Below are 15,773 nucleotides of genomic sequence, written 5' to 3'. Positions count from 1 at the left end.
CAAACGGGCATGTGACATGGCAAAGTCGGTGTAGCCATGGGTATCCACAGCAAGCTGGCTGGTCTCCAGCTTTTCTTGGCGGATGACACCTTCAATGGCCACGCCCGCCTGGCGCTCATTGAGCACAAAGGGCTGCGCATGGAAGATGCCCCACCGGTCTTTTACATGGGAGTAGATTCCAATGGAAGGTGTGTTGCGCCGAGGATCAAGCCGGGCTTGCCACACCCGTTTGGTGGTCTCCATGGTCATCATGTCAGAAGATGCCAAATCGGACCGCCCCCAGGTGGCGGCAATCGGGTGTCGCTGCATGAATTCCAGCACAGCCTGGCAGGCCTGGCTCAGACGCCGTTCGTCCCGCGCCCAGCGCATGGCCTGGCGAATGCTGGTGGCAGACAATTGCGGAATCATGCGCGCGCATTCGACCGCAGTCAGACTGGTGCCGTGGGCCATGATGCCGGCATAGACCATCAGCAGCTCGTCGGTAGAGCGCGGCTCACGTCCGAGCATGATCCAGCTAAAGCGCACCTGGGCGTCAACGGCCAGAATCACTTCCGGCAATTGAACCTCACCGATGCGGTGATCCAAAGCCGCGCGCAGCTTGGTCACTTCTGGGTCTTCGTCCTCTGCGGGCAATGGCGACAAATGGAGTTCATCATCCACGCGCAGTACGCCACTGCGGGCTGCAGCGGCCACCGCATCGACACCGGCAGTTACTCTGGCCAGCAAAGGCTTCAAGAAAGTGGCAGCCTTGCTGGGTAACGATAGACGGGCATAGTGTTTCTTGGACTCTGCCTGCCAACGCTCGTCCGTGAAGAACAAGCGCGCACGACCCCGAAAGCTCAGGCTGTGCTCAATCCAGACCGAGCCATTGCGCACCGCGCGGCGCAGGGCAAACAGGGTGGCCACCTCCAACGCCTGAAACGCCCGTTCCCGGTCTGGGCTGGAGATCGAAACCTGCCAGATCATTCCCAGACTTGGTGCCACCACTTCAACTGGCAGCTTTCTGGATCCTTTGAGATATAAAGCTTGCAGCTTGGCAAGGTACTCGATGGCAGGATGCTCGCCGGTGGCCTGCCAGGGCAGCTTTGCAATGGCGACGAGCAACGACCGCACGGGGCGAATTCCATCAATCAATCCCTCGCGGACCAGGGAGGCCCTGCTCGGTGGTTTGCGTTTCTGGGTTTCGGTGATCAAGGCTTCAAGACGGGCACGCAACTCAGCATCTGGCACCGCACCTTGCGCGCTCAAGGCAACAAGTTCGCCGAGCAGCGTTTTGTACATTGCGGCCCAATTGACGGTAGCGGGGACATCGGCGGCAGCCTGACGCCACAGATCGGCGATCCGGCGCTGCACCATAAGGATCAACTGGTCTGTGGTGGTGAACAGGCAATACCGAAGAAAGCATGCGACCTCCACGGTGCGCGCTGGCTCTTTGATCTTGGCTCCGGCTGAGGGCGGCCTGGAGACAAGTCGGCGCGCGTAGCGGCGCAAGATGAGATCGGGGATGTCTGCCAGGTGCTTATGAACGTCCAGCGTGTAAAGCAGGTCGATGCGCTCCAGTACCTCGCTGATTTGGCGGGTTGAGTGTTTCGCCGGTGCAGCCCATAGCCAACTCTGCTGGGTTTGTCCATCTGGGCGCAGCTCTGAAACTGAGGCTCGCCAGCGATCAAGTGTTGCTGGATCAACGCTGGCGGCGATGGCGGTGCCTGTTTCAACTTCAAGCTGGGCAAGTGCCGCCGCAATCAGTGTCCGAATTGCCCGCTCGTGCACGATCACCAGCTTGTTCTTGTACAGCCATTGACGCGCCCGCACGAGTAGCTGATCGCGGTCGGCGCAGCGCGCCACTTCGTCGCGCAGTTCACGTACCAGTGAGCGGCGCTGGTGCTCGCTCATCCACTGGAATCCAAGGACCGTGCAGGCTACTTGTTGGTGATCGAATAGCGTGCGCCCGCGTTCATACATGGCTCTCAGCGAGGCGACTTCTGGTGCTGCAATGCCAAGCTCGTTGCCAAGGTGGCGCCACAAGGCTACTGGAATTACCCGAAAGGCACCGAGCAAACGCCCACTCATGCGCAGGAAACCAATATGGAGCGCCAGACCAAGCTTGTGGGAATCACCTCGGCGTGCATTGATTGCGTCGCGCTCGGCACCATCGAAGGTGAAAAATGCCTTCATCTCGAAGTCGCTGATATCGCGGGGGAGCCCACGCATCCCCAAAAACGTTGTGTGCCAACCCTGCATCGTGAACCTCAAAAGTGGGAGGCCACCATACCCGTTTACAAAGCGAACAGGAAAGTCAATGAAATCAACGGTCTACCCAGACCACCCCCGCGCCAGTGCTAGCTTTGCGTACCGTCACTTATTGCACTGAAAACGAGGAGACCCCTCCCTCCGTGGCAAACCCGAGACTGGACACCTCTTAACGTTCTCCAAGAGGTGAAAAAATGCATGAATTCCAACTTCCCGACATGACCTGCGGTCACTGTGCTGGAATGGTGAGCCAGACACTGCAGATGACCGATCTGGAGAGCAAGGTCCAGGTGGACATGGCAAAGCGCACCGTCACTGTCCAAAGCACTGAAGACCGCGCGACGTTCGCCGAAGCATTGACCGAAGCCGGGTACCCTCCCGCCTGAGTTGCGTCGTGATCTGGGGACTGTTCGGGGCCTTGACATTGACATCGTGGCAAGGTGGACAGTCCTGCTATCGACAATTCACCAGACAGGAGCCTCCATGAGCACACTCATGAATATCGGCGATGCAGCCAAGGCCGCCGGCGTGTCCGCCAAGATGATCCGCCACTACGAGCAGACCGGCTTGTTGCCTGAAGCCGAGCGAAGTGAATCTGGCTACAGGAAGTACGGCGAACGCGAGGTCTCTGTATTGCGGTTCATCCGGCAGTCGCGCCGTCTGGGCTTCTCGATGGCTCAGATTGCGGAATTGATCGGTCAATGGGGTGACACGGGCCGTACCAGTCGGCAAGTCAAAGCGATTGCCGAGCGTCATCTCGCAGACCTGGAAGAGAAACTCAGAGAAATTGTCGAGATGAAAACAGCGTTAGAGCAGCTGGTTTCCGTATGCGCTGGCGACGATCATGCGCACTGCGCGATCCTGGACAACCTTGCAGCCGACAGTCCCTCCGTGCCCAATCACAACGCAAGTTTTGTCAAACCAAAGCGGCGCGATGGCAAGGACGGCCGAACTCGTACGGAATCGACCAAACAGTCCCCGAACAGCCATCTCGATCTAATGACCTGGATGCGGGGAGTTCATAGCCATCTTGGCTCGCATTGACGCGCGTTTGATGCCTTGGCGCCGACGCACGCAGAGGCGACGGCTGGATGGCAGATTTTGGGCGGATATGGCCTCCGCCCCTGTGGTGCCGGATTACTTCGGCGTAGAACCCGGAGTGACTTCCTTGTGCGGCATCGCTTCGCGGGCATTTGCTTTTTCCTGGCCCCGGGCCTCGGCCTTGCTCGTATCCGATACCCCGGAGCCCTCGCCACGTGCAGTGCTGCCATCTTTGGTGCGTTTCACACCGGTCGCGGGTCGTGCCTTCTTGTGATCTTCTCCATGCGCTTGCGCCTTGGAGTTGGTATTGGGCGTTGCTTCCTGGGTATCCCCAGCTGCAAAAGCAGAACACGCGGCTGTCAGTCCGAGGGCGATGAGAAGAGTTTTCATGGTTTTCTTTCGCGGCAATGCCGCACGGGTGAGTAAATCCCTCTGATTGAGGGCGTTGTCTCTGAATTGCTTGGCTTACTTGGCTGGCTCGATGGCCGTCACGACCATCTTTCCGCCTTCGCTGACCACCATAAAGCTGACCTTGTCGCCAACCTGTACCTTGTCGAGCAGGGACTTGTCCTTGGCGTTGAACACCATGGTCATGCCCGGCATCTCCAAATGCTTGATCTCCCCGTGCTTGATGGTGATCTTGCTGCTGTCCTTATCAATCTTGCGAACCTCGCCATCAGTCATGGAGGCTGCGGCGGGGGACGACTTGGCGGCATCAGCAGCAGCCTGCGCCATGGTCGAGACCGGCAGCAGCGTGGCCAGCGACAGGAGTACGGCGGAGATGGCGGTATTGGTTTTCTTCATAAATGTTCCTTGTTCAGTGGGTTGGCACAGCAACCCGGGATTTACTTCTTGGAAACCTTGACCTGGCCCTTCATGCCAGCGTCGTAGTGGCCTGGGTACAGGCACGCAAAATTCACATCACCGGCTTTGGTGAATTGCCAGATGATTTCGCCCTGTTTGCCTGGTGCGAGGGAGATCTTGCTGGGCTCGTCATGCTCCATCTCGGGGAACTTCTTCATGGTCTCGTAGTGCTCCTTGAGCTCGGCCTCGGTGCCCAGACTGAACTCGTGCTTGACCTGGCCACTGTTCTTGATCACGAACCTGATGGTTTCGCCCTGCTTGACGGAGATTGCTGCCGGCGTGAAGCGCATGGTGTCAGCCATGTCCACGTTGATCGTGCGGGTCACCTTGGCCGCCTTGCCAGGCTGACCGATGGCCGACTCCTCGCTTGCGTGGCCGTGACCACCGCTGTGAGTACCACCTGCAAAGCTGTTGAAGGACAGAGCCACCAGGGCGGAGGCTGCGATCAGGGAAAGAGTGCGTTTCATAGTTGCCTTGGGTTGTGGATGTGATGTGGAACGTGGCGATCAGTGGCCGCTGTGCGAAGACGGCTTTTTGACCTTGACGACAGTGTCTGAGCTGGACTTCTCTTTGCGAGGCATGGACTGCCCACCCTCGGCCTTGAAGCGGGCCGGTTCAGCCATCGGCCCGGTGTACTCGTAGGCCACCGTGCCCTCCGGGTTCTTGTACCAACCCGGGTTCTTGTAGTCGCCCGGCTTCTGGTCGCGGCGTACTTTGAGGACGCTGAACATCCCGCCCATTTCGACCGAGCCGAACGGGCCTTCTCCTGTCATCATTGGAATGGTGTTGTCCGGGATGGGCATCTCCATCTCGGTCATGTCGGCCATGCCCCGTTCGCCCATGACCATGTAGTCGGGTATCAGGTTGTTGATCTTCTTGGCAACGCCCCTGTGGTCCACGCCAATCATGGTGGGAATGTCGTGCCCCATTGCGTTCATGGTGTGGTGACTCTTGTGGCAATGGAACGCCCAGTCGCCTTCTTCGTCCGCGAGGAACTCGATCTGGCGCATCTGTCCAACGGCGACGTCGGTGGTCACTTCATACAGACGGGTGCTCTTGGGTGTGGGACCGCCGTCCGTGCCGGTGACCAAAAACTCGTGACCGTGCAAATGCATCGGGTGGTTGGTCATGGTGAGGTTGCCGATGCGAATGCGCACCTTGTCGTTGAGCCGGACGTTCAAGGAATCGATGCCTGGAAAGATGCGGCTGTTCCAAGTCCATAAATTGAAATTCAGCATTTCCGCGACCTTCGGCGTAGCGGCCCCGGGCTCAATGTCGTAGGCACTGAGCAGGAAGCAAAAGTCTCGATTCACTTCATCAATCAGCGGATGCTTGGTCTTTGGATGCGTGATCCAAAAGCCCATCATGCCCATGGCCATCTGGGTCATCTCATCGGCGTGCGGGTGGTACATGAAGGTACCTGGACGGCGCGCCACGAATTCGTAGACAAAGGTCTTCCCCGACTGGATCGCGGGCTGGTTCAGCCCTGCCACGCCGTCCATGCCGTTGGGCAAACGCTGTCCGTGCCAGTGGATGCTGGTGTGCTCGGGCAGCTTGTTTGTCACAAAAATACGAACGCGGTCGCCTTCCACCACTTCGATGGTGGGGCCCGGACTTTGGCCGTTGTACCCCCAAAGATGCGCCTTGAAGCCAGGGGCCATCTCGCGCACCACCGGTTCTGCCACCAAGTGAAACTCCTTGACCCCCTGATTCATGCGCCAGGGCAGTGTCCAGCCGTTGAGCGTGACCACCGGGTTGTAGGGGCGCCCAGAATTGGGTACGAGTGGCGCCATGGTGTCTGGACTTGTCTGGTACACCGGTTCCGGCAGTGCTGCCATCGCCACCCGGCTCACACTCGCTGCGGCAACGGCCCCTCCGGCGAAGCCCGCAAATCGGAAAAAATCTCTTCTCGAATTCATGTTGGTTTCCTTGAGGGGATCAGTGGCCTGCACCAGCTTCGGCAGCGGCTGCGCCACCGCCCGAGACGCCAGCGCTGGTGGGCTTGCCGATGAGAGAAGCCTGAAGGGCGGCGTCCGCCTGCCAGAACTGCTGTTCGGCGTTCAGGGCCGCCATCACCGAGTTCACCTGGTCGCGGGAGTCAGCGAGCAACTCGAAAACGCTGATCAGCATCCCGTTGTAGCGAAGCTGGTTTTCTTCGGAGATGGTTTTTCTCAGGGGGATCACTTCGTCGCGATGGTGACGCGCGATGTCATACGCAGTGCGGTACGCGGAGTAGCTCTCCCGAAGGTTGGAGCCCGCCGCGCGGGCAGTCGCCTCAAGGCGATTGGCTGCAGCTAGGGTCTGCGCGTTCATAGCGTCGCGCCGCATGCCACCCCAATCGAAGATCGGCAACTGCAGGCTGATCTCGAAGCCGCGCCGTGTGGAGTGGGTGTTTTCGGCGGCATCAAAGACCGAATCGCGCCTAACTCCCAGCTCGATGTCCGTGAAAGTGGTGAGCGTGTTCCAGCCTTGCGACCGAGCCGCTGCGTCGTAGTCGGCCTTCGCAAGCTGCAGATCCAGCCTCCCCTTGGACGCCTGGCGGCCAGCGTCCGATGGGGAGAGCGGCTCCTTGGGCAGTGTGGGCAGGCGCTCGGGCAACTTGAGCTGTTGGGCTTGGCTGTCGTCCAGGCCTAGCAGCCGTACCAGCTCCTCGCGGGCTGCCGTGACCTGGTGCTGGGCAGTGGCCAGCTGGGTCGCTGTGTCGGCATAGAAAGCTTGCTGGCGTGCACGGTCAAGCTTGTTGAAATTGCCCACCGACTGCATGCGCTTGGCAAGTTCGGCGCTGGCCTGAGCACTGGCGAACACTTGCTGTGTGTAGGTGAAAGTCTGTTGTGCGGCCACGGCGCGTACCCAAGCCTGGCGCACCTGCGTCACTTGGTCCACTACGTCGCTGCTCAGGCGCAACTGGGTCTGCTTGATGCGTCGCTCGGCAATGCCCTTGCGCGTTGGCAAGGTCAGCAGGTCCAGAAGACCGAAGGACAGGAGGCGTCCGATTTCCGTCTCATCTCCCAAGCGCACACGCTCCAGGCTCAGGATGGGGTTCGCGATGCGGCCGGACTGAGCTGCCGTTGACGCGTCCGCCCAATTCTGGGCCACGATGGCCTGCAGGGATGGGCTATTGACGAGTGCGAGTTGCACAGCATCCTTCTGACTGAGCGGCTTGGCCAGCAGATCCGAAGCGCGCTGTCGCAACGCATCTCGCTCGCTTTGGTCCCGGGCCAGGGTGAGCTGGCCGTCCGTGAAGCTGCTTGCCGCCGCGTTGGCGCTGGAGAGGTTTTGCTCCAGATTCACGCTGGCGCAGCCAGACAACACCGCAACTGCGGCCACGGCAATCACGAGTTTGGCGCGGGGCATGCGCAAGGGGCGATTCATTGTTTGCCCCCGTGGTGTGCATCATGGCCCTGCGCGGGTTGTTCCTGCCCGGTTGCCGGTGACGTTTGGCGGCTTTCCTTGGCATAGGCGCGCCACCCGCCGATCTCGCCCACCTTGTCGTTAGCCGCCTTCCAGGGCTGGACAGATTGCTCTTTGTAGGCTTCATAGCCTGAGAGGGCTGAACGGTACGAAAGCTGGTAGTCCACCTTCGCGGGTTCGCCATCGGGCATCTGTGCCAGGGCGAGGCACGGCGCCAATAGCGCTGCGGCCAGCCAGGGGATTGAGGTAGGTCGCGAAAGCCAGGAAATTTTCATAGGTTCACCCATGCGTTCTTGATGCAACGCATTGTGTGAGCCAATGGCTTCCGACGACATAACGGCTTCATTACATCTTTGTCATGTTCAAGAAAGCCAGCGATCCACGGGCACACTTGCGGCCACACGCAGTGCCAGGGAGACCGCATGAAGATATTGGTCGTAGAGGATGAAATCAAAACCGGTGAATACCTGCGCCAAGGGTTGCGCGAGGCAGGGTTCAACGCCGACCTTGTCCACAACGGCATCGATGGCCTGCATCTGGCCCAGGAAGGTGACTACGACCTGGTGATCCTGGACGTGATGCTTCCTGGGATGGACGGATGGCAGGTGCTCACCAATCTGCGCCGTCACGGCGAGGAGATGCCCGTCCTGTTTCTCACGGCAAAGGACCAGGTGCAAGACCGAGTGAAGGGCCTGGAGCTGGGTGCTGACGATTACTTGGTCAAACCGTTCTCCTTTGCCGAGCTGCTGGCGCGGGTGCGCACCATCCTGCGACGCGGGCGCAATGGCACGGAAGTGACAGTACTGCAGGTGTCCGACCTTGAGCTGGACCTTCTGCGCCGGCGCGTCAGCCGCTCAGGCAAGCGCATCGACCTCACAGCCAAGGAGTTCGGCTTGCTGGAGCTATTGATGCGCCGCCAAGGGGAAGTCCTGCCGCGTTCCCTGATCGCCTCCCAGGTGTGGGACATGAATTTCGATAGCGATTCCAACGTGATCGAGGTGGCGATGCGCAGGCTGCGGGCCAAGATCGATGACGCCTACGACACCAAGCTGATCCAGACGGTTCGTGGAATGGGGTATGTGCTTGAGTCACCTCAGGAGAGCGTGTGAAAGCCAGGTACTCGCTCACGACGCGGCTGACGGTCTTTTTTACGCTGGCTTCCGGGCTCGTCCTCGTTGGACTGGGGACGCTTGTCGCCATTTCCATTGACCGGCATTTTGTGGAACTTGACCGGGACACGCTGCGTGACAAGATTCATCTGACACGGGAAGTCATCGGAAAATCCAAATCCCAGCAGGATCTCCAGATTCGGCTGGACGATGTTCTCCATAGTCATGAAGGCCTCTTTGTCAGCGTGCTTCGGGGCGGGAAACCTCTCTACGCGACCACCGATTTCCAGTTCCCTGAGGACCTCGTCGCTCTGACCCAAAAGGCCCGCCTGGGGGTTGCATCCTGGCAAACCAAGGACCGTGAGTACCGCGGAATGTCCGAATCCGTTTCGTTGCCGGGCGCGTCTGATTCACCGCTTCAGATCTGGGTCGCGTTGGACATCGCACACCACAAGCATTTCATGCAAGGCCTCATTCGGGTGCTGGTGGGCTATGTTGCATTGGCAACGCTGGTGGCCGGGGTCCTGGGCTGGTGGGCCGCAAAGAATGGCTTGGCCCCCCTTCGGGCTATGCGGTCCCGCGCGATGGCCATCACGGCACAGCGACTGGACGAGCGGATGCCGACCCAGGAGTTTCCGGTGGAGATGGCAGACCTTGCTACCACTCTGAACGAAATGCTCCGGCGCCTAAAGGAAGAGTTCGACCGCCTCTCAGAGTTTTCTTCGGATCTGGCACACGAGCTGCGTACGCCCATCAACAACTTGATGACACAGACGCAGGTCACGCTCAGCCAGGCCCGTTCTTCAGACGAGTACCGGGACATTCTTGCCTCCAACGCCGAGGAGTACCAACGTTTGGCCCGCATGGTCGCCGACATGCTGTTCCTTGCAAAGGCCGATCACGGACTCATCCTTCCCAGCACCGAAAAAATCGCCGTTCATGATGAAACACGGGCACTGTATGACTTCTATGAGGCGCTTGCCGAAGAAAAGCAGGTGCGGCTGGAGCTCGTTGGGCAGGCAGAGGTTTGGGGTGATCGATTGATGCTCCGTCGAGCCCTGAGCAATCTTTTGTCCAATGCGATTCGCTACACACCCGCTGGTGAGCGAGTGGTCATCGACGTCATGGGCAACGCCAATGGAACAACGGTCAATGTCTTGAACGCAGGCCCTCCCATCGACGAGCAAATTGTCCCCCGCCTGTTCGATCGGTTCTTCCGCGCCGACAAATCGCGAAAACAACTGGACTCAGATGGAGCGGGCCTTGGCCTGTCCATCACCCAGGCCATCGTTCACGCGCACGGCGGCAGCATGTCAGTGAGTTCGGTCGATGGCATGACCTGCTTTTCGATGCATTTTCCGAGCACGCGCAGTGCTGGCAAACACCTCACCGCAGAGGCATGACCCTCTCGCTACCCTCATAGGCTGCTGAATTGAGCCTGGAGCAGCACCTGCAACACCTGGTTCCACCGGGAGCAGCGGATCAAAACGTCGTTCCCTTTGCCGAGAAAATGCGCACGTGGTGGAGACCTCTCCGTGCCTGTTGTGCTGATTACACCTGGCACCAATGAAGCTCTCATGCCGGAAATCCAGAAGGTGGTCATCGCCCAAATACTGCGCTTGGGCAATTATTTCAATATTACAACAATCGTTGTATTATTGAGTCATGAATGAATCAGATGTTGTTCGCTCACTTGCGGCTCTTGCACAAGAGTTACGCCTCCGTGTCTTTCGCGCACTCATCGTCGCGGGTCAAGAAGGCCTCACGCCCGGCGCGATCTCCGAACAACTGAGGGTTGCATCCAACACTCTGTCGTTTCACCTGAAGGAGCTTGCCCACGCAGGCTTGGTAAGCCAGGAGCGCCACGGCCGCAATCTCGTCTACCGGGCCTCATTCCAGACCATGAATGAGCTGTTGGCCTATCTGACAGAAAACTGCTGCGAGGGAGTGGCCTGCCTCACCGAAGAGGCGACCTCCTGCGACTGCTGACCGTGTCGCCGTGAGACGAACCACGCTCGCACCCACGCGCGCTCGAGCCCCGATTCACCCCGTCAACCCTGGAGTTCACCATGACCGATACGCGACAACCCCTGAACGTTCTCTTCCTTTGCACGCACAACTCTGCGCGCAGCATCCTGGCCGAAGCCCTGCTCAATGACATGGGCACAAGCCGCTTTAAGGCCTACTCTGCCGGCAGCAGCCCACGCGACAACCAGCAACCCAATCCCCTGGGCCTGCAGGTGCTGCAGAACGCAGGCATTTCGACAGAAGGCCTGCGCAGCAAGAGCTGGGACGAATTTGCGGCCCCCGACGCGCCGCACATGGACCTGATCATTACTGTGTGCGACAACGCCGCGGGCGAGGTTTGCCCCATCTGGCCAGGCCACCCCGCCACGGCCCACTGGGGTTACGCAGACCCCAGCGAGGGCGATGCCCCTGAAGCGCAAAAGCTCGAAGCCTTCCGTCAAACGTTGCACGCCATGAAGCGTCGATTGGAACTTCTGGTGAGCCTGCCGGAGCACAAGCTCGCCAAGACAACGCTGCAATCCACGGCTCGCCAGCTGGTCTCGAACTGAGCGTTCAAATGCAGAAGTCCAGTATGAGCGTGTTCGAGCGCTATCTCACAGTTTGGGTGGTGCTGTGCATCGTGGTGGGAATCGGCCTCGGTCAGGTGTTCCCCGGCGCTGCCCAGGCCATCGGCAGTTGGGAGGTGGCGCGGGTGAACATCCCCGTGGGCCTGCTCATCTGGGTGATGATCATTCCGATGCTGCTCAAGGTGGACTTTGCCGCCCTGGGGGAGGTGCGTAACCACATGCGCGGCATCGGGGTCACCTTGTTCGTGAACTGGTTGGTTAAGCCGTTTTCCATGGCGTTTCTCGGCTGGCTGTTCATCCGCCAGTGGTTCGCACCGTACTTGCCGGCTGACCAGCTCGACAGCTACATCGCCGGACTGATCCTCCTGGCTGCTGCTCCATGCACGGCCATGGTGTTCGTGTGGAGTCGCTTAACTGGGGGTGACCCGCTGTTCACCTTGTCCCAAGTGGCGTTGAACGACAGCATCATGATCGTGGCGTTTGCGCCGCTGGTGGCCTTCTTGCTCGGCTTGTCGGCCATTACCGTACCTTGGGACACATTGCTCACGTCGTTGGTGCTTTACATCCTCATCCCCGTGGTGCTAGCCCAATGGCTGCGTCGAGCGCTTCTAGCGCGTGGCCTGGCAGCGTTTGAAGCGGCGCTGCATCGTATTGGGCCCTGGTCGATTGCCGCACTGCTGCTTACGCTGGTGCTGCTTTTCGCATTCCAAGGTGAGGCCATCCTGAAGCAACCCTTAGTCATCGCGCTGCTTGCCGTGCCTATCCTGATTCAGGTGTTTTTCAACTCTGCGTTGGCCTATTGGCTGAATCGGGCGGTCGGAGAGAAACATGCCATTGCGTGCCCATCGGCACTGATCGGCGCATCTAACTTCTTCGAGCTGGCGGTCGCCACGGCCATCAGCCTGTTTGGCTTTCACTCGGGGGCAGCGCTTGCAACTGTGGTTGGCGTGCTCATCGAAGTGCCGATCATGCTCCTCGTGGTCAAAGTTGTGAACTCCTCCAAGGGCTGGTATGAATCTGGATCTTCCCAACATTGAAGCGGCGCTCTTCGAGCAGGCCGATCTTGAGCGGCTGGTGCCCGCGCAGCGTTCCACCCATGCACCCCGCATTCTGTTGCTCTATGGCTCGGTGCGTGAGCGCTCCTACAGCCGGTTGCTGACGGAGGAAGCCGCACGGCTGCTGCGCTCCCTCGGGGCCGAAACCCGCATCTTCGACCCACGCGGCTTGCCGCTGCCCGACTCGGAACCCGACAGCCATCCTAAGGTGGCGGAGCTGCGAGAACTGGCCCAGTGGTCCGAGGGCATGGTGTGGACCTCCCCCGAGCGCCACGGCGCGATGACCGGCATCCTAAAGATGCAAATCGACTGGATACCCCTGTCCGTGGGTGCCGTGCGGCCCACCCAGGGCAAAACACTGGCGGTCATGGAAGTCTCGGGCGGCTCGCAGTCGTTTAATGCGGTCAACCAGATGCGGGTGCTCGGCCGGTGGATGCGCATGATCACGATCCCCAACCAGTCATCAGTTGCCAAGGCTTTTCTCGAATTCGACGAGAGCGGCCGCATGAAGCCATCGAGCTACTACGAGCGCGTGGTGGATGTAATGGAAGAACTGGTGAAATTCACGCTTCTCACGCGCGACTGCGCCGACTACTTGGTGGATCGGTACAGCGAGCGCCGGGAGAGCGCTGAGGCGCTGTCAAATCGGGTGAACCAGCACTGCATCTGATCCGGCGCAGGGTTGCGTGTTTGCTTGTCCAGACATAAGTGACAACCGCCAATTTTGGAGTTCTGCTGCGCGTGGTTGCTCCCATAGCTCTCACAGCAATGGCAAAGCCTTGCGACGCTGCATCAGAAATGTGACGCCTTTGCGGATTCTTCTGCCTCGGCAGAAACCGCAGCATGCTGCGCAGCATGGTAGCGGTCCGGATAAATTTCGTTCAGTTTTCGGCCATCTTCGCCCACAGCTTCGACTTCGCCTTCGCGGATGGCGCGGGCCAGCTCACTCTTGACCTCGTCCCGGGACTTGTAGGATTTGACGGCAATTGCAGGGTAGCGGCGCGACACGAGTTCATTGAGCTTGGCGCCCGATTCTCCTGCCGCAAGCATCTCGCCCGTCTGGATTGCCCGATCTAGTTCGGCACGCACTTGCTCGCGAGTTTTGGGGGCCTGGGTTGAAGCAGTTACCGGGTATGCAGCGGGGTTGATTTGCTTGAGCGTCAGACCCGACTCGCCAGAGGCGAGCATCTCGCCCCTTTTCTGAGCCTGCACCAACTCAGCCCGCACTTGTTCGCGCGTTTTGCTGACCACTTGGTCCGAAGCAAATGCGGGCGCGGCGATGAGTGAGAGAACGATGAGGGTGGACTTGATTTTCATGATGGGATTTCCTTCTTGAGTTGACGTGGTGGTTTAAGTGCGACCGCAAGCCAGTTTTGAAGGCGCGCGGTCGCGGGTGTCGCTGAGCCCGTTCAGGGCAGTTGGCGGGCGTTGACCCAACCTGCTTCGCCGCCCAGGTCGCGCATGCCATCGCTGGTGATGCGGTTGCGCTTAGCGGACTGCAGCTCATCCGTGACTTGCTGGCGAGTCTTGGTCAGCTTGGGGCCCTGGACGCGTGGGTAGGTGGCGGGGTAGCCACGGCTGATCCAGTACAGCGAACCGTCCTTTTGGGCGGCCACAACGGTGCCTGCGACAGCCTCGCGACTGACCGCGTTACCGAGGTGGGAGGGGGCCAGGCTCACGCCTTCTTCTTGGCTTGGACTTGCGTGGTAAACGGAAGTGGCGAAGGACGTCGTAGCGAATGCAGCAAGGCTCGCGACGAAGATTGCGGTACGAATTCTCATGATGGTCTCCTGTGGCGCCGGATGCCCGATATGGTCCATCCAGGTGGCGTTTTTCTGCACCACGGAGAGAAGTCTAGAAATCGCACCCCTACTTGGCAGTGACCTTCCGATTACGCTTTTGATAGCCACATGCAATGCCTGCGGGAGAGGGTCACAAATATGAACTGGTGCGCGCGTCGAGGGATCAGACCGCGCCTTTTTCGGCAACTCCTTACGCGAAGGTGACGCACCGATTACAGCCCTGAAAGGTCCTCGTAATCTTTGGCCCAAAACGAGGGCAAATCGCTCGAAAGCCGCGTTAATCGGCGGTGCCAGCCTACAGCGCCGAGTACCCCACGCGGCAAAAGATGGACGCTCCTCGCAACCAACTGCGCAGGTTCCCGCTCATCTTTCGAGCTACTTATCAGGAGATTTTGATGAACCACACCCCGAACCAATACATGTCTTGCATCGAGGCTTGCCAGTCGTGCGCGACGGCTTGTCATCAGTGCTTCGCAGCTTGTCTGAAAGAAGACGACGTGAAGATGATGGCGCGCTGCATTGCCTTGGACGTTGACTGCGCGGCAGCTTGTAGCTTCGCGGTCGACGCCATGGCGCGCAATAGCGAGCATGCAGCTGCGATTTGCGCGCTGTGCGCTCAGATCTGCAAGGCCTGCGCCGATGAGTGCGCCAAGCATGAGGCAGACCACTGCAAGGCCTGTGCGCAGGCTTGTCTCGAGTGCGCCCAAGAGTGCGACGCCATGGCGCACGCGGCGTAATCGCGTTGCTTAACTCCTGGAGAACATCTATGAAAACATTCCCAGCTTTTCACTCGCTGTCCGCCGCCGCTGTCATAGCTTGTGGCTTGTTGTCGCCTCTGGCACTGCAGGCCCAGACCGCCCCCCACTCGGGCATGAAGGGCGCCGGTATGGATCAATCGATGCCTCACGGCAAGATGGACATGATGGCGATGATGAAAGAGAACAACGACAAGATGGCATCCGTGCCAATGTCGGGCAACCCAGATGTGGATTTTGCCCAGATGATGCGGGTCCACCACCAGGGTGCGATTGACATGGCCCAGGCCCAGTTGCGGGACGGCAAGGACCCAAAAATGCTCAAGATGGCCAAGGACATCGTTGCCGCTCAGAAAAAGGAAATCGCTGAACTGGATGCATTTTTGGCCCGCAGTGGCAAGACACCTGCCGCTCCCACCAAATAGTCCTGAGTCCGATGTCGCTGCCCTGGCTCTTGGATCGTCGAAATCCAGGGCAGTGCCGTTTGGGAAGGGATCGGATGCCTGTTGCAGTTCAGGCCCTTGATTGAGGTCAAAGGTGGCAAAGGTTCTTGCTTGACACTCCCACCGTGTTAAGCCTTATCGTTCCCACGAGGTCTACCACCTGTGACCTTTGTTGGAGAACACCATGAACCACAGCCACACCGCCGAGCATTCGGGCGCTACGAAGTCTGCAACAGGTAGCAAGAAGTTGATCGGTGCAGTGATCATGCTGGGACTGATCGGGGCATTCTTCCTGCTCAGAGAGCACTGGTCGCACATCGCAGGCTATTGGCCTTACCTGCTCCTGTTGGCCTGCCCCCTAATGCACCTCTTCCACGGACATGGGAGCCACGGTTCGCATGGCGGCGGATCAGGCCGCAATTAGTCCCGTGCAGGACAACACACTCATC

21 protein-coding genes are annotated in these 15,773 nt (G+C 59.4%); 12 read left to right on the top strand and 9 right to left on the bottom strand.

What is annotated here, in order from left to right; translation table 11 throughout:
* Positions 1 to 2,241: Tn3-like element IS1071 family transposase (locus tag ACO2Q9_RS11090; protein WP_423311204.1), on the bottom strand; the 2,241-nt coding region annotated here is incomplete at its 3' end.
* A gap of 203 nt (positions 2,242 to 2,444) precedes the next feature.
* On the opposite strand from ACO2Q9_RS11090, the gene ACO2Q9_RS11085 reads away from it, so the two are divergent.
* Both ACO2Q9_RS11085 and cueR read left to right on the top strand, forming a co-directional pair.
* The gene (locus ACO2Q9_RS11085) at positions 2,445 to 2,636 is read left to right on the top strand and encodes a heavy-metal-associated domain-containing protein (RefSeq protein WP_423311202.1); all 192 of its coding nucleotides are present in this window, start codon (positions 2,445 to 2,447) and stop codon (positions 2,634 to 2,636) included.
* Positions 2,637 to 2,733: 97 nt separating this feature from the next.
* Positions 2,734 to 3,294, top strand: a complete 561-nt coding sequence (gene cueR, locus ACO2Q9_RS11080; RefSeq protein WP_423311200.1) for a Cu(I)-responsive transcriptional regulator — start codon at positions 2,734 to 2,736, stop codon at positions 3,292 to 3,294.
* Positions 3,295 to 3,387: 93 nt separating this feature from the next.
* Here the strand turns inward: cueR and ACO2Q9_RS11075 are convergent, their stop codons facing one another.
* The 6 genes from ACO2Q9_RS11075 to ACO2Q9_RS11050 form a co-directional block, all read right to left on the bottom strand.
* On the bottom strand, positions 3,388 to 3,681 hold the full coding sequence (locus tag ACO2Q9_RS11075; RefSeq protein ID WP_423311198.1) for a hypothetical protein: 294 nt from the start codon (positions 3,679 to 3,681) through the stop codon (positions 3,388 to 3,390).
* A 75-nt stretch (positions 3,682 to 3,756) separates the two neighbouring features.
* Positions 3,757 to 4,095, bottom strand: a complete 339-nt coding sequence (locus ACO2Q9_RS11070) for a copper-binding protein (protein WP_423311196.1) — start codon at positions 4,093 to 4,095, stop codon at positions 3,757 to 3,759.
* A 41-nt stretch (positions 4,096 to 4,136) separates the two neighbouring features.
* Entirely contained in the window at positions 4,137 to 4,622 is a 486-nt protein-coding gene (locus ACO2Q9_RS11065; RefSeq protein WP_423311195.1) for a cupredoxin domain-containing protein, read from the bottom strand.
* A 39-nt stretch (positions 4,623 to 4,661) separates the two neighbouring features.
* On the bottom strand, positions 4,662 to 6,074 hold the full coding sequence (locus ACO2Q9_RS11060; RefSeq protein WP_423311194.1) for a multicopper oxidase family protein: 1,413 nt from the start codon (positions 6,072 to 6,074) through the stop codon (positions 4,662 to 4,664).
* Positions 6,075 to 6,093: 19 nt separating this feature from the next.
* Positions 6,094 to 7,527, bottom strand: a complete 1,434-nt coding sequence (locus tag ACO2Q9_RS11055; RefSeq protein ID WP_423311193.1) for a TolC family protein — start codon at positions 7,525 to 7,527, stop codon at positions 6,094 to 6,096.
* Positions 7,524 to 7,901, bottom strand: a complete 378-nt coding sequence (locus ACO2Q9_RS11050; RefSeq protein WP_423311192.1) for a hypothetical protein — start codon at positions 7,899 to 7,901, stop codon at positions 7,524 to 7,526. The genes ACO2Q9_RS11055 and ACO2Q9_RS11050 overlap by 4 nt, the downstream gene beginning before the upstream one ends.
* Before the next feature lie 87 nt (positions 7,902 to 7,988).
* Here ACO2Q9_RS11050 and ACO2Q9_RS11045 point away from each other — a divergent pair, with 87 nt between their 5' ends.
* The 7 genes from ACO2Q9_RS11045 to arsH all read left to right on the top strand — a co-directional run bounded on the left by ACO2Q9_RS11045 (position 7,989) and on the right by arsH (position 12,994).
* On the top strand, positions 7,989 to 8,675 hold the full coding sequence (locus ACO2Q9_RS11045) for a heavy metal response regulator transcription factor (RefSeq protein ID WP_423311190.1): 687 nt from the start codon (positions 7,989 to 7,991) through the stop codon (positions 8,673 to 8,675).
* On the top strand, positions 8,672 to 10,078 hold the full coding sequence (locus ACO2Q9_RS11040; protein ID WP_423311188.1) for a heavy metal sensor histidine kinase: 1,407 nt from the start codon (positions 8,672 to 8,674) through the stop codon (positions 10,076 to 10,078). Before ACO2Q9_RS11045 ends, ACO2Q9_RS11040 begins: the two co-directional genes overlap by 4 nt.
* A gap of 132 nt (positions 10,079 to 10,210) precedes the next feature.
* Positions 10,211 to 10,348: a hypothetical protein gene (locus tag ACO2Q9_RS11035; RefSeq protein ID WP_423311186.1), complete on the top strand. Its 138-nt coding sequence runs from the start codon at positions 10,211 to 10,213 to the stop codon at positions 10,346 to 10,348.
* Positions 10,341 to 10,664, top strand: a complete 324-nt coding sequence (locus tag ACO2Q9_RS11030; protein ID WP_423311184.1) for an ArsR/SmtB family transcription factor — start codon at positions 10,341 to 10,343, stop codon at positions 10,662 to 10,664. Before ACO2Q9_RS11035 ends, ACO2Q9_RS11030 begins: the two co-directional genes overlap by 8 nt.
* 80 nt (positions 10,665 to 10,744) lie before the next feature.
* Positions 10,745 to 11,251 carry an arsenate reductase ArsC gene (locus ACO2Q9_RS11025; protein WP_423311182.1) on the top strand — a complete coding sequence of 169 codons (507 nt, stop codon included), beginning with the start codon at positions 10,745 to 10,747 and terminating at the stop codon, positions 11,249 to 11,251.
* Positions 11,252 to 11,259: 8 nt separating this feature from the next.
* Positions 11,260 to 12,306 (top strand): ACR3 family arsenite efflux transporter, encoded by a 1,047-nt coding sequence (arsB, locus tag ACO2Q9_RS11020; RefSeq protein WP_423311180.1) that lies wholly within the window; start codon positions 11,260 to 11,262, stop codon positions 12,304 to 12,306.
* Entirely contained in the window at positions 12,281 to 12,994 is a 714-nt protein-coding gene (arsH, locus tag ACO2Q9_RS11015) for an arsenical resistance protein ArsH (protein WP_423311178.1), read from the top strand. The genes arsB and arsH overlap by 26 nt, the downstream gene beginning before the upstream one ends.
* 122 nt (positions 12,995 to 13,116) lie before the next feature.
* Here arsH and ACO2Q9_RS11010 read toward each other — a convergent pair whose 3' ends face one another.
* Together ACO2Q9_RS11010 and ACO2Q9_RS11005 are read right to left on the bottom strand one after the other, a co-directional pair.
* Complete coding sequence (locus ACO2Q9_RS11010) at positions 13,117 to 13,641, bottom strand: DUF4148 domain-containing protein (protein ID WP_423311176.1); 525 nt, start codon at positions 13,639 to 13,641, stop codon at positions 13,117 to 13,119.
* A 92-nt stretch (positions 13,642 to 13,733) separates the two neighbouring features.
* Complete coding sequence (locus ACO2Q9_RS11005) at positions 13,734 to 14,168, bottom strand: hypothetical protein (RefSeq protein ID WP_423311174.1); 435 nt, start codon at positions 14,166 to 14,168, stop codon at positions 13,734 to 13,736.
* Positions 14,169 to 14,521: 353 nt separating this feature from the next.
* Here ACO2Q9_RS11005 and ACO2Q9_RS11000 point away from each other — a divergent pair, with 353 nt between their 5' ends.
* The 3 genes from ACO2Q9_RS11000 to ACO2Q9_RS10990 all read left to right on the top strand — a co-directional run bounded on the left by ACO2Q9_RS11000 (position 14,522) and on the right by ACO2Q9_RS10990 (position 15,748).
* A complete protein-coding gene (locus tag ACO2Q9_RS11000) occupies positions 14,522 to 14,863 on the top strand; it encodes a four-helix bundle copper-binding protein (RefSeq protein WP_423311172.1) in 342 nt (113 codons plus the stop codon).
* A 29-nt stretch (positions 14,864 to 14,892) separates the two neighbouring features.
* Positions 14,893 to 15,306: a DUF305 domain-containing protein gene (locus ACO2Q9_RS10995; RefSeq protein WP_423311170.1), complete on the top strand. Its 414-nt coding sequence runs from the start codon at positions 14,893 to 14,895 to the stop codon at positions 15,304 to 15,306.
* Between the two features lie 202 nt (positions 15,307 to 15,508).
* On the top strand, positions 15,509 to 15,748 hold the full coding sequence (locus ACO2Q9_RS10990; RefSeq protein WP_423311168.1) for a DUF2933 domain-containing protein: 240 nt from the start codon (positions 15,509 to 15,511) through the stop codon (positions 15,746 to 15,748).
* Positions 15,749 to 15,773: the final 25 nt, after the last annotated feature.

This window comes from Variovorax sp. VNK109 (assembly GCF_049445855.1).
Classification (GTDB): Bacteria; Pseudomonadota; Gammaproteobacteria; order Burkholderiales; family Burkholderiaceae_C; genus JAGOCV01.
Note: the sequence above shows the minus strand (reverse complement) of the source record. Positions and strands in the feature narration are given on the sequence as shown.

Bases quoted from the DNA above. Each gene is read 5' to 3' on its own strand.
- ACO2Q9_RS11085 (WP_423311202.1), top strand. From the start codon at position 2,445: ATGCATGAATTCCAACTTCCCGACATGACCTGCGGTCACTGTGCTGGA.
- cueR (WP_423311200.1), top strand. From the start codon at position 2,734: ATGAGCACACTCATGAATATCGGCGATGCAGCCAAGGCCGCCGGCGTG.
- ACO2Q9_RS11075 (WP_423311198.1), bottom strand. From the start codon at position 3,681: ATGAAAACTCTTCTCATCGCCCTCGGACTGACAGCCGCGTGTTCTGCT.
- ACO2Q9_RS11070 (WP_423311196.1), bottom strand. From the start codon at position 4,095: ATGAAGAAAACCAATACCGCCATCTCCGCCGTACTCCTGTCGCTGGCC.
- ACO2Q9_RS11065 (WP_423311195.1), bottom strand. From the start codon at position 4,622: ATGAAACGCACTCTTTCCCTGATCGCAGCCTCCGCCCTGGTGGCTCTG.
- ACO2Q9_RS11060 (WP_423311194.1), bottom strand. From the start codon at position 6,074: ATGAATTCGAGAAGAGATTTTTTCCGATTTGCGGGCTTCGCCGGAGGG.
- ACO2Q9_RS11055 (WP_423311193.1), bottom strand. From the start codon at position 7,527: ATGAATCGCCCCTTGCGCATGCCCCGCGCCAAACTCGTGATTGCCGTG.
- ACO2Q9_RS11050 (WP_423311192.1), bottom strand. From the start codon at position 7,901: ATGTCGTCGGAAGCCATTGGCTCACACAATGCGTTGCATCAAGAACGC.
- ACO2Q9_RS11045 (WP_423311190.1), top strand. From the start codon at position 7,989: ATGAAGATATTGGTCGTAGAGGATGAAATCAAAACCGGTGAATACCTG.
- ACO2Q9_RS11030 (WP_423311184.1), top strand. From the start codon at position 10,341: ATGAATGAATCAGATGTTGTTCGCTCACTTGCGGCTCTTGCACAAGAG.
- ACO2Q9_RS11025 (WP_423311182.1), top strand. From the start codon at position 10,745: ATGACCGATACGCGACAACCCCTGAACGTTCTCTTCCTTTGCACGCAC.
- arsB (WP_423311180.1), top strand. From the start codon at position 11,260: ATGCAGAAGTCCAGTATGAGCGTGTTCGAGCGCTATCTCACAGTTTGG.
- arsH (WP_423311178.1), top strand. From the start codon at position 12,281: ATGAATCTGGATCTTCCCAACATTGAAGCGGCGCTCTTCGAGCAGGCC.
- ACO2Q9_RS11010 (WP_423311176.1), bottom strand. From the start codon at position 13,641: ATGAAAATCAAGTCCACCCTCATCGTTCTCTCACTCATCGCCGCGCCC.
- ACO2Q9_RS11000 (WP_423311172.1), top strand. From the start codon at position 14,522: ATGAACCACACCCCGAACCAATACATGTCTTGCATCGAGGCTTGCCAG.
- ACO2Q9_RS10995 (WP_423311170.1), top strand. From the start codon at position 14,893: ATGAAAACATTCCCAGCTTTTCACTCGCTGTCCGCCGCCGCTGTCATA.
- ACO2Q9_RS10990 (WP_423311168.1), top strand. From the start codon at position 15,509: ATGAACCACAGCCACACCGCCGAGCATTCGGGCGCTACGAAGTCTGCA.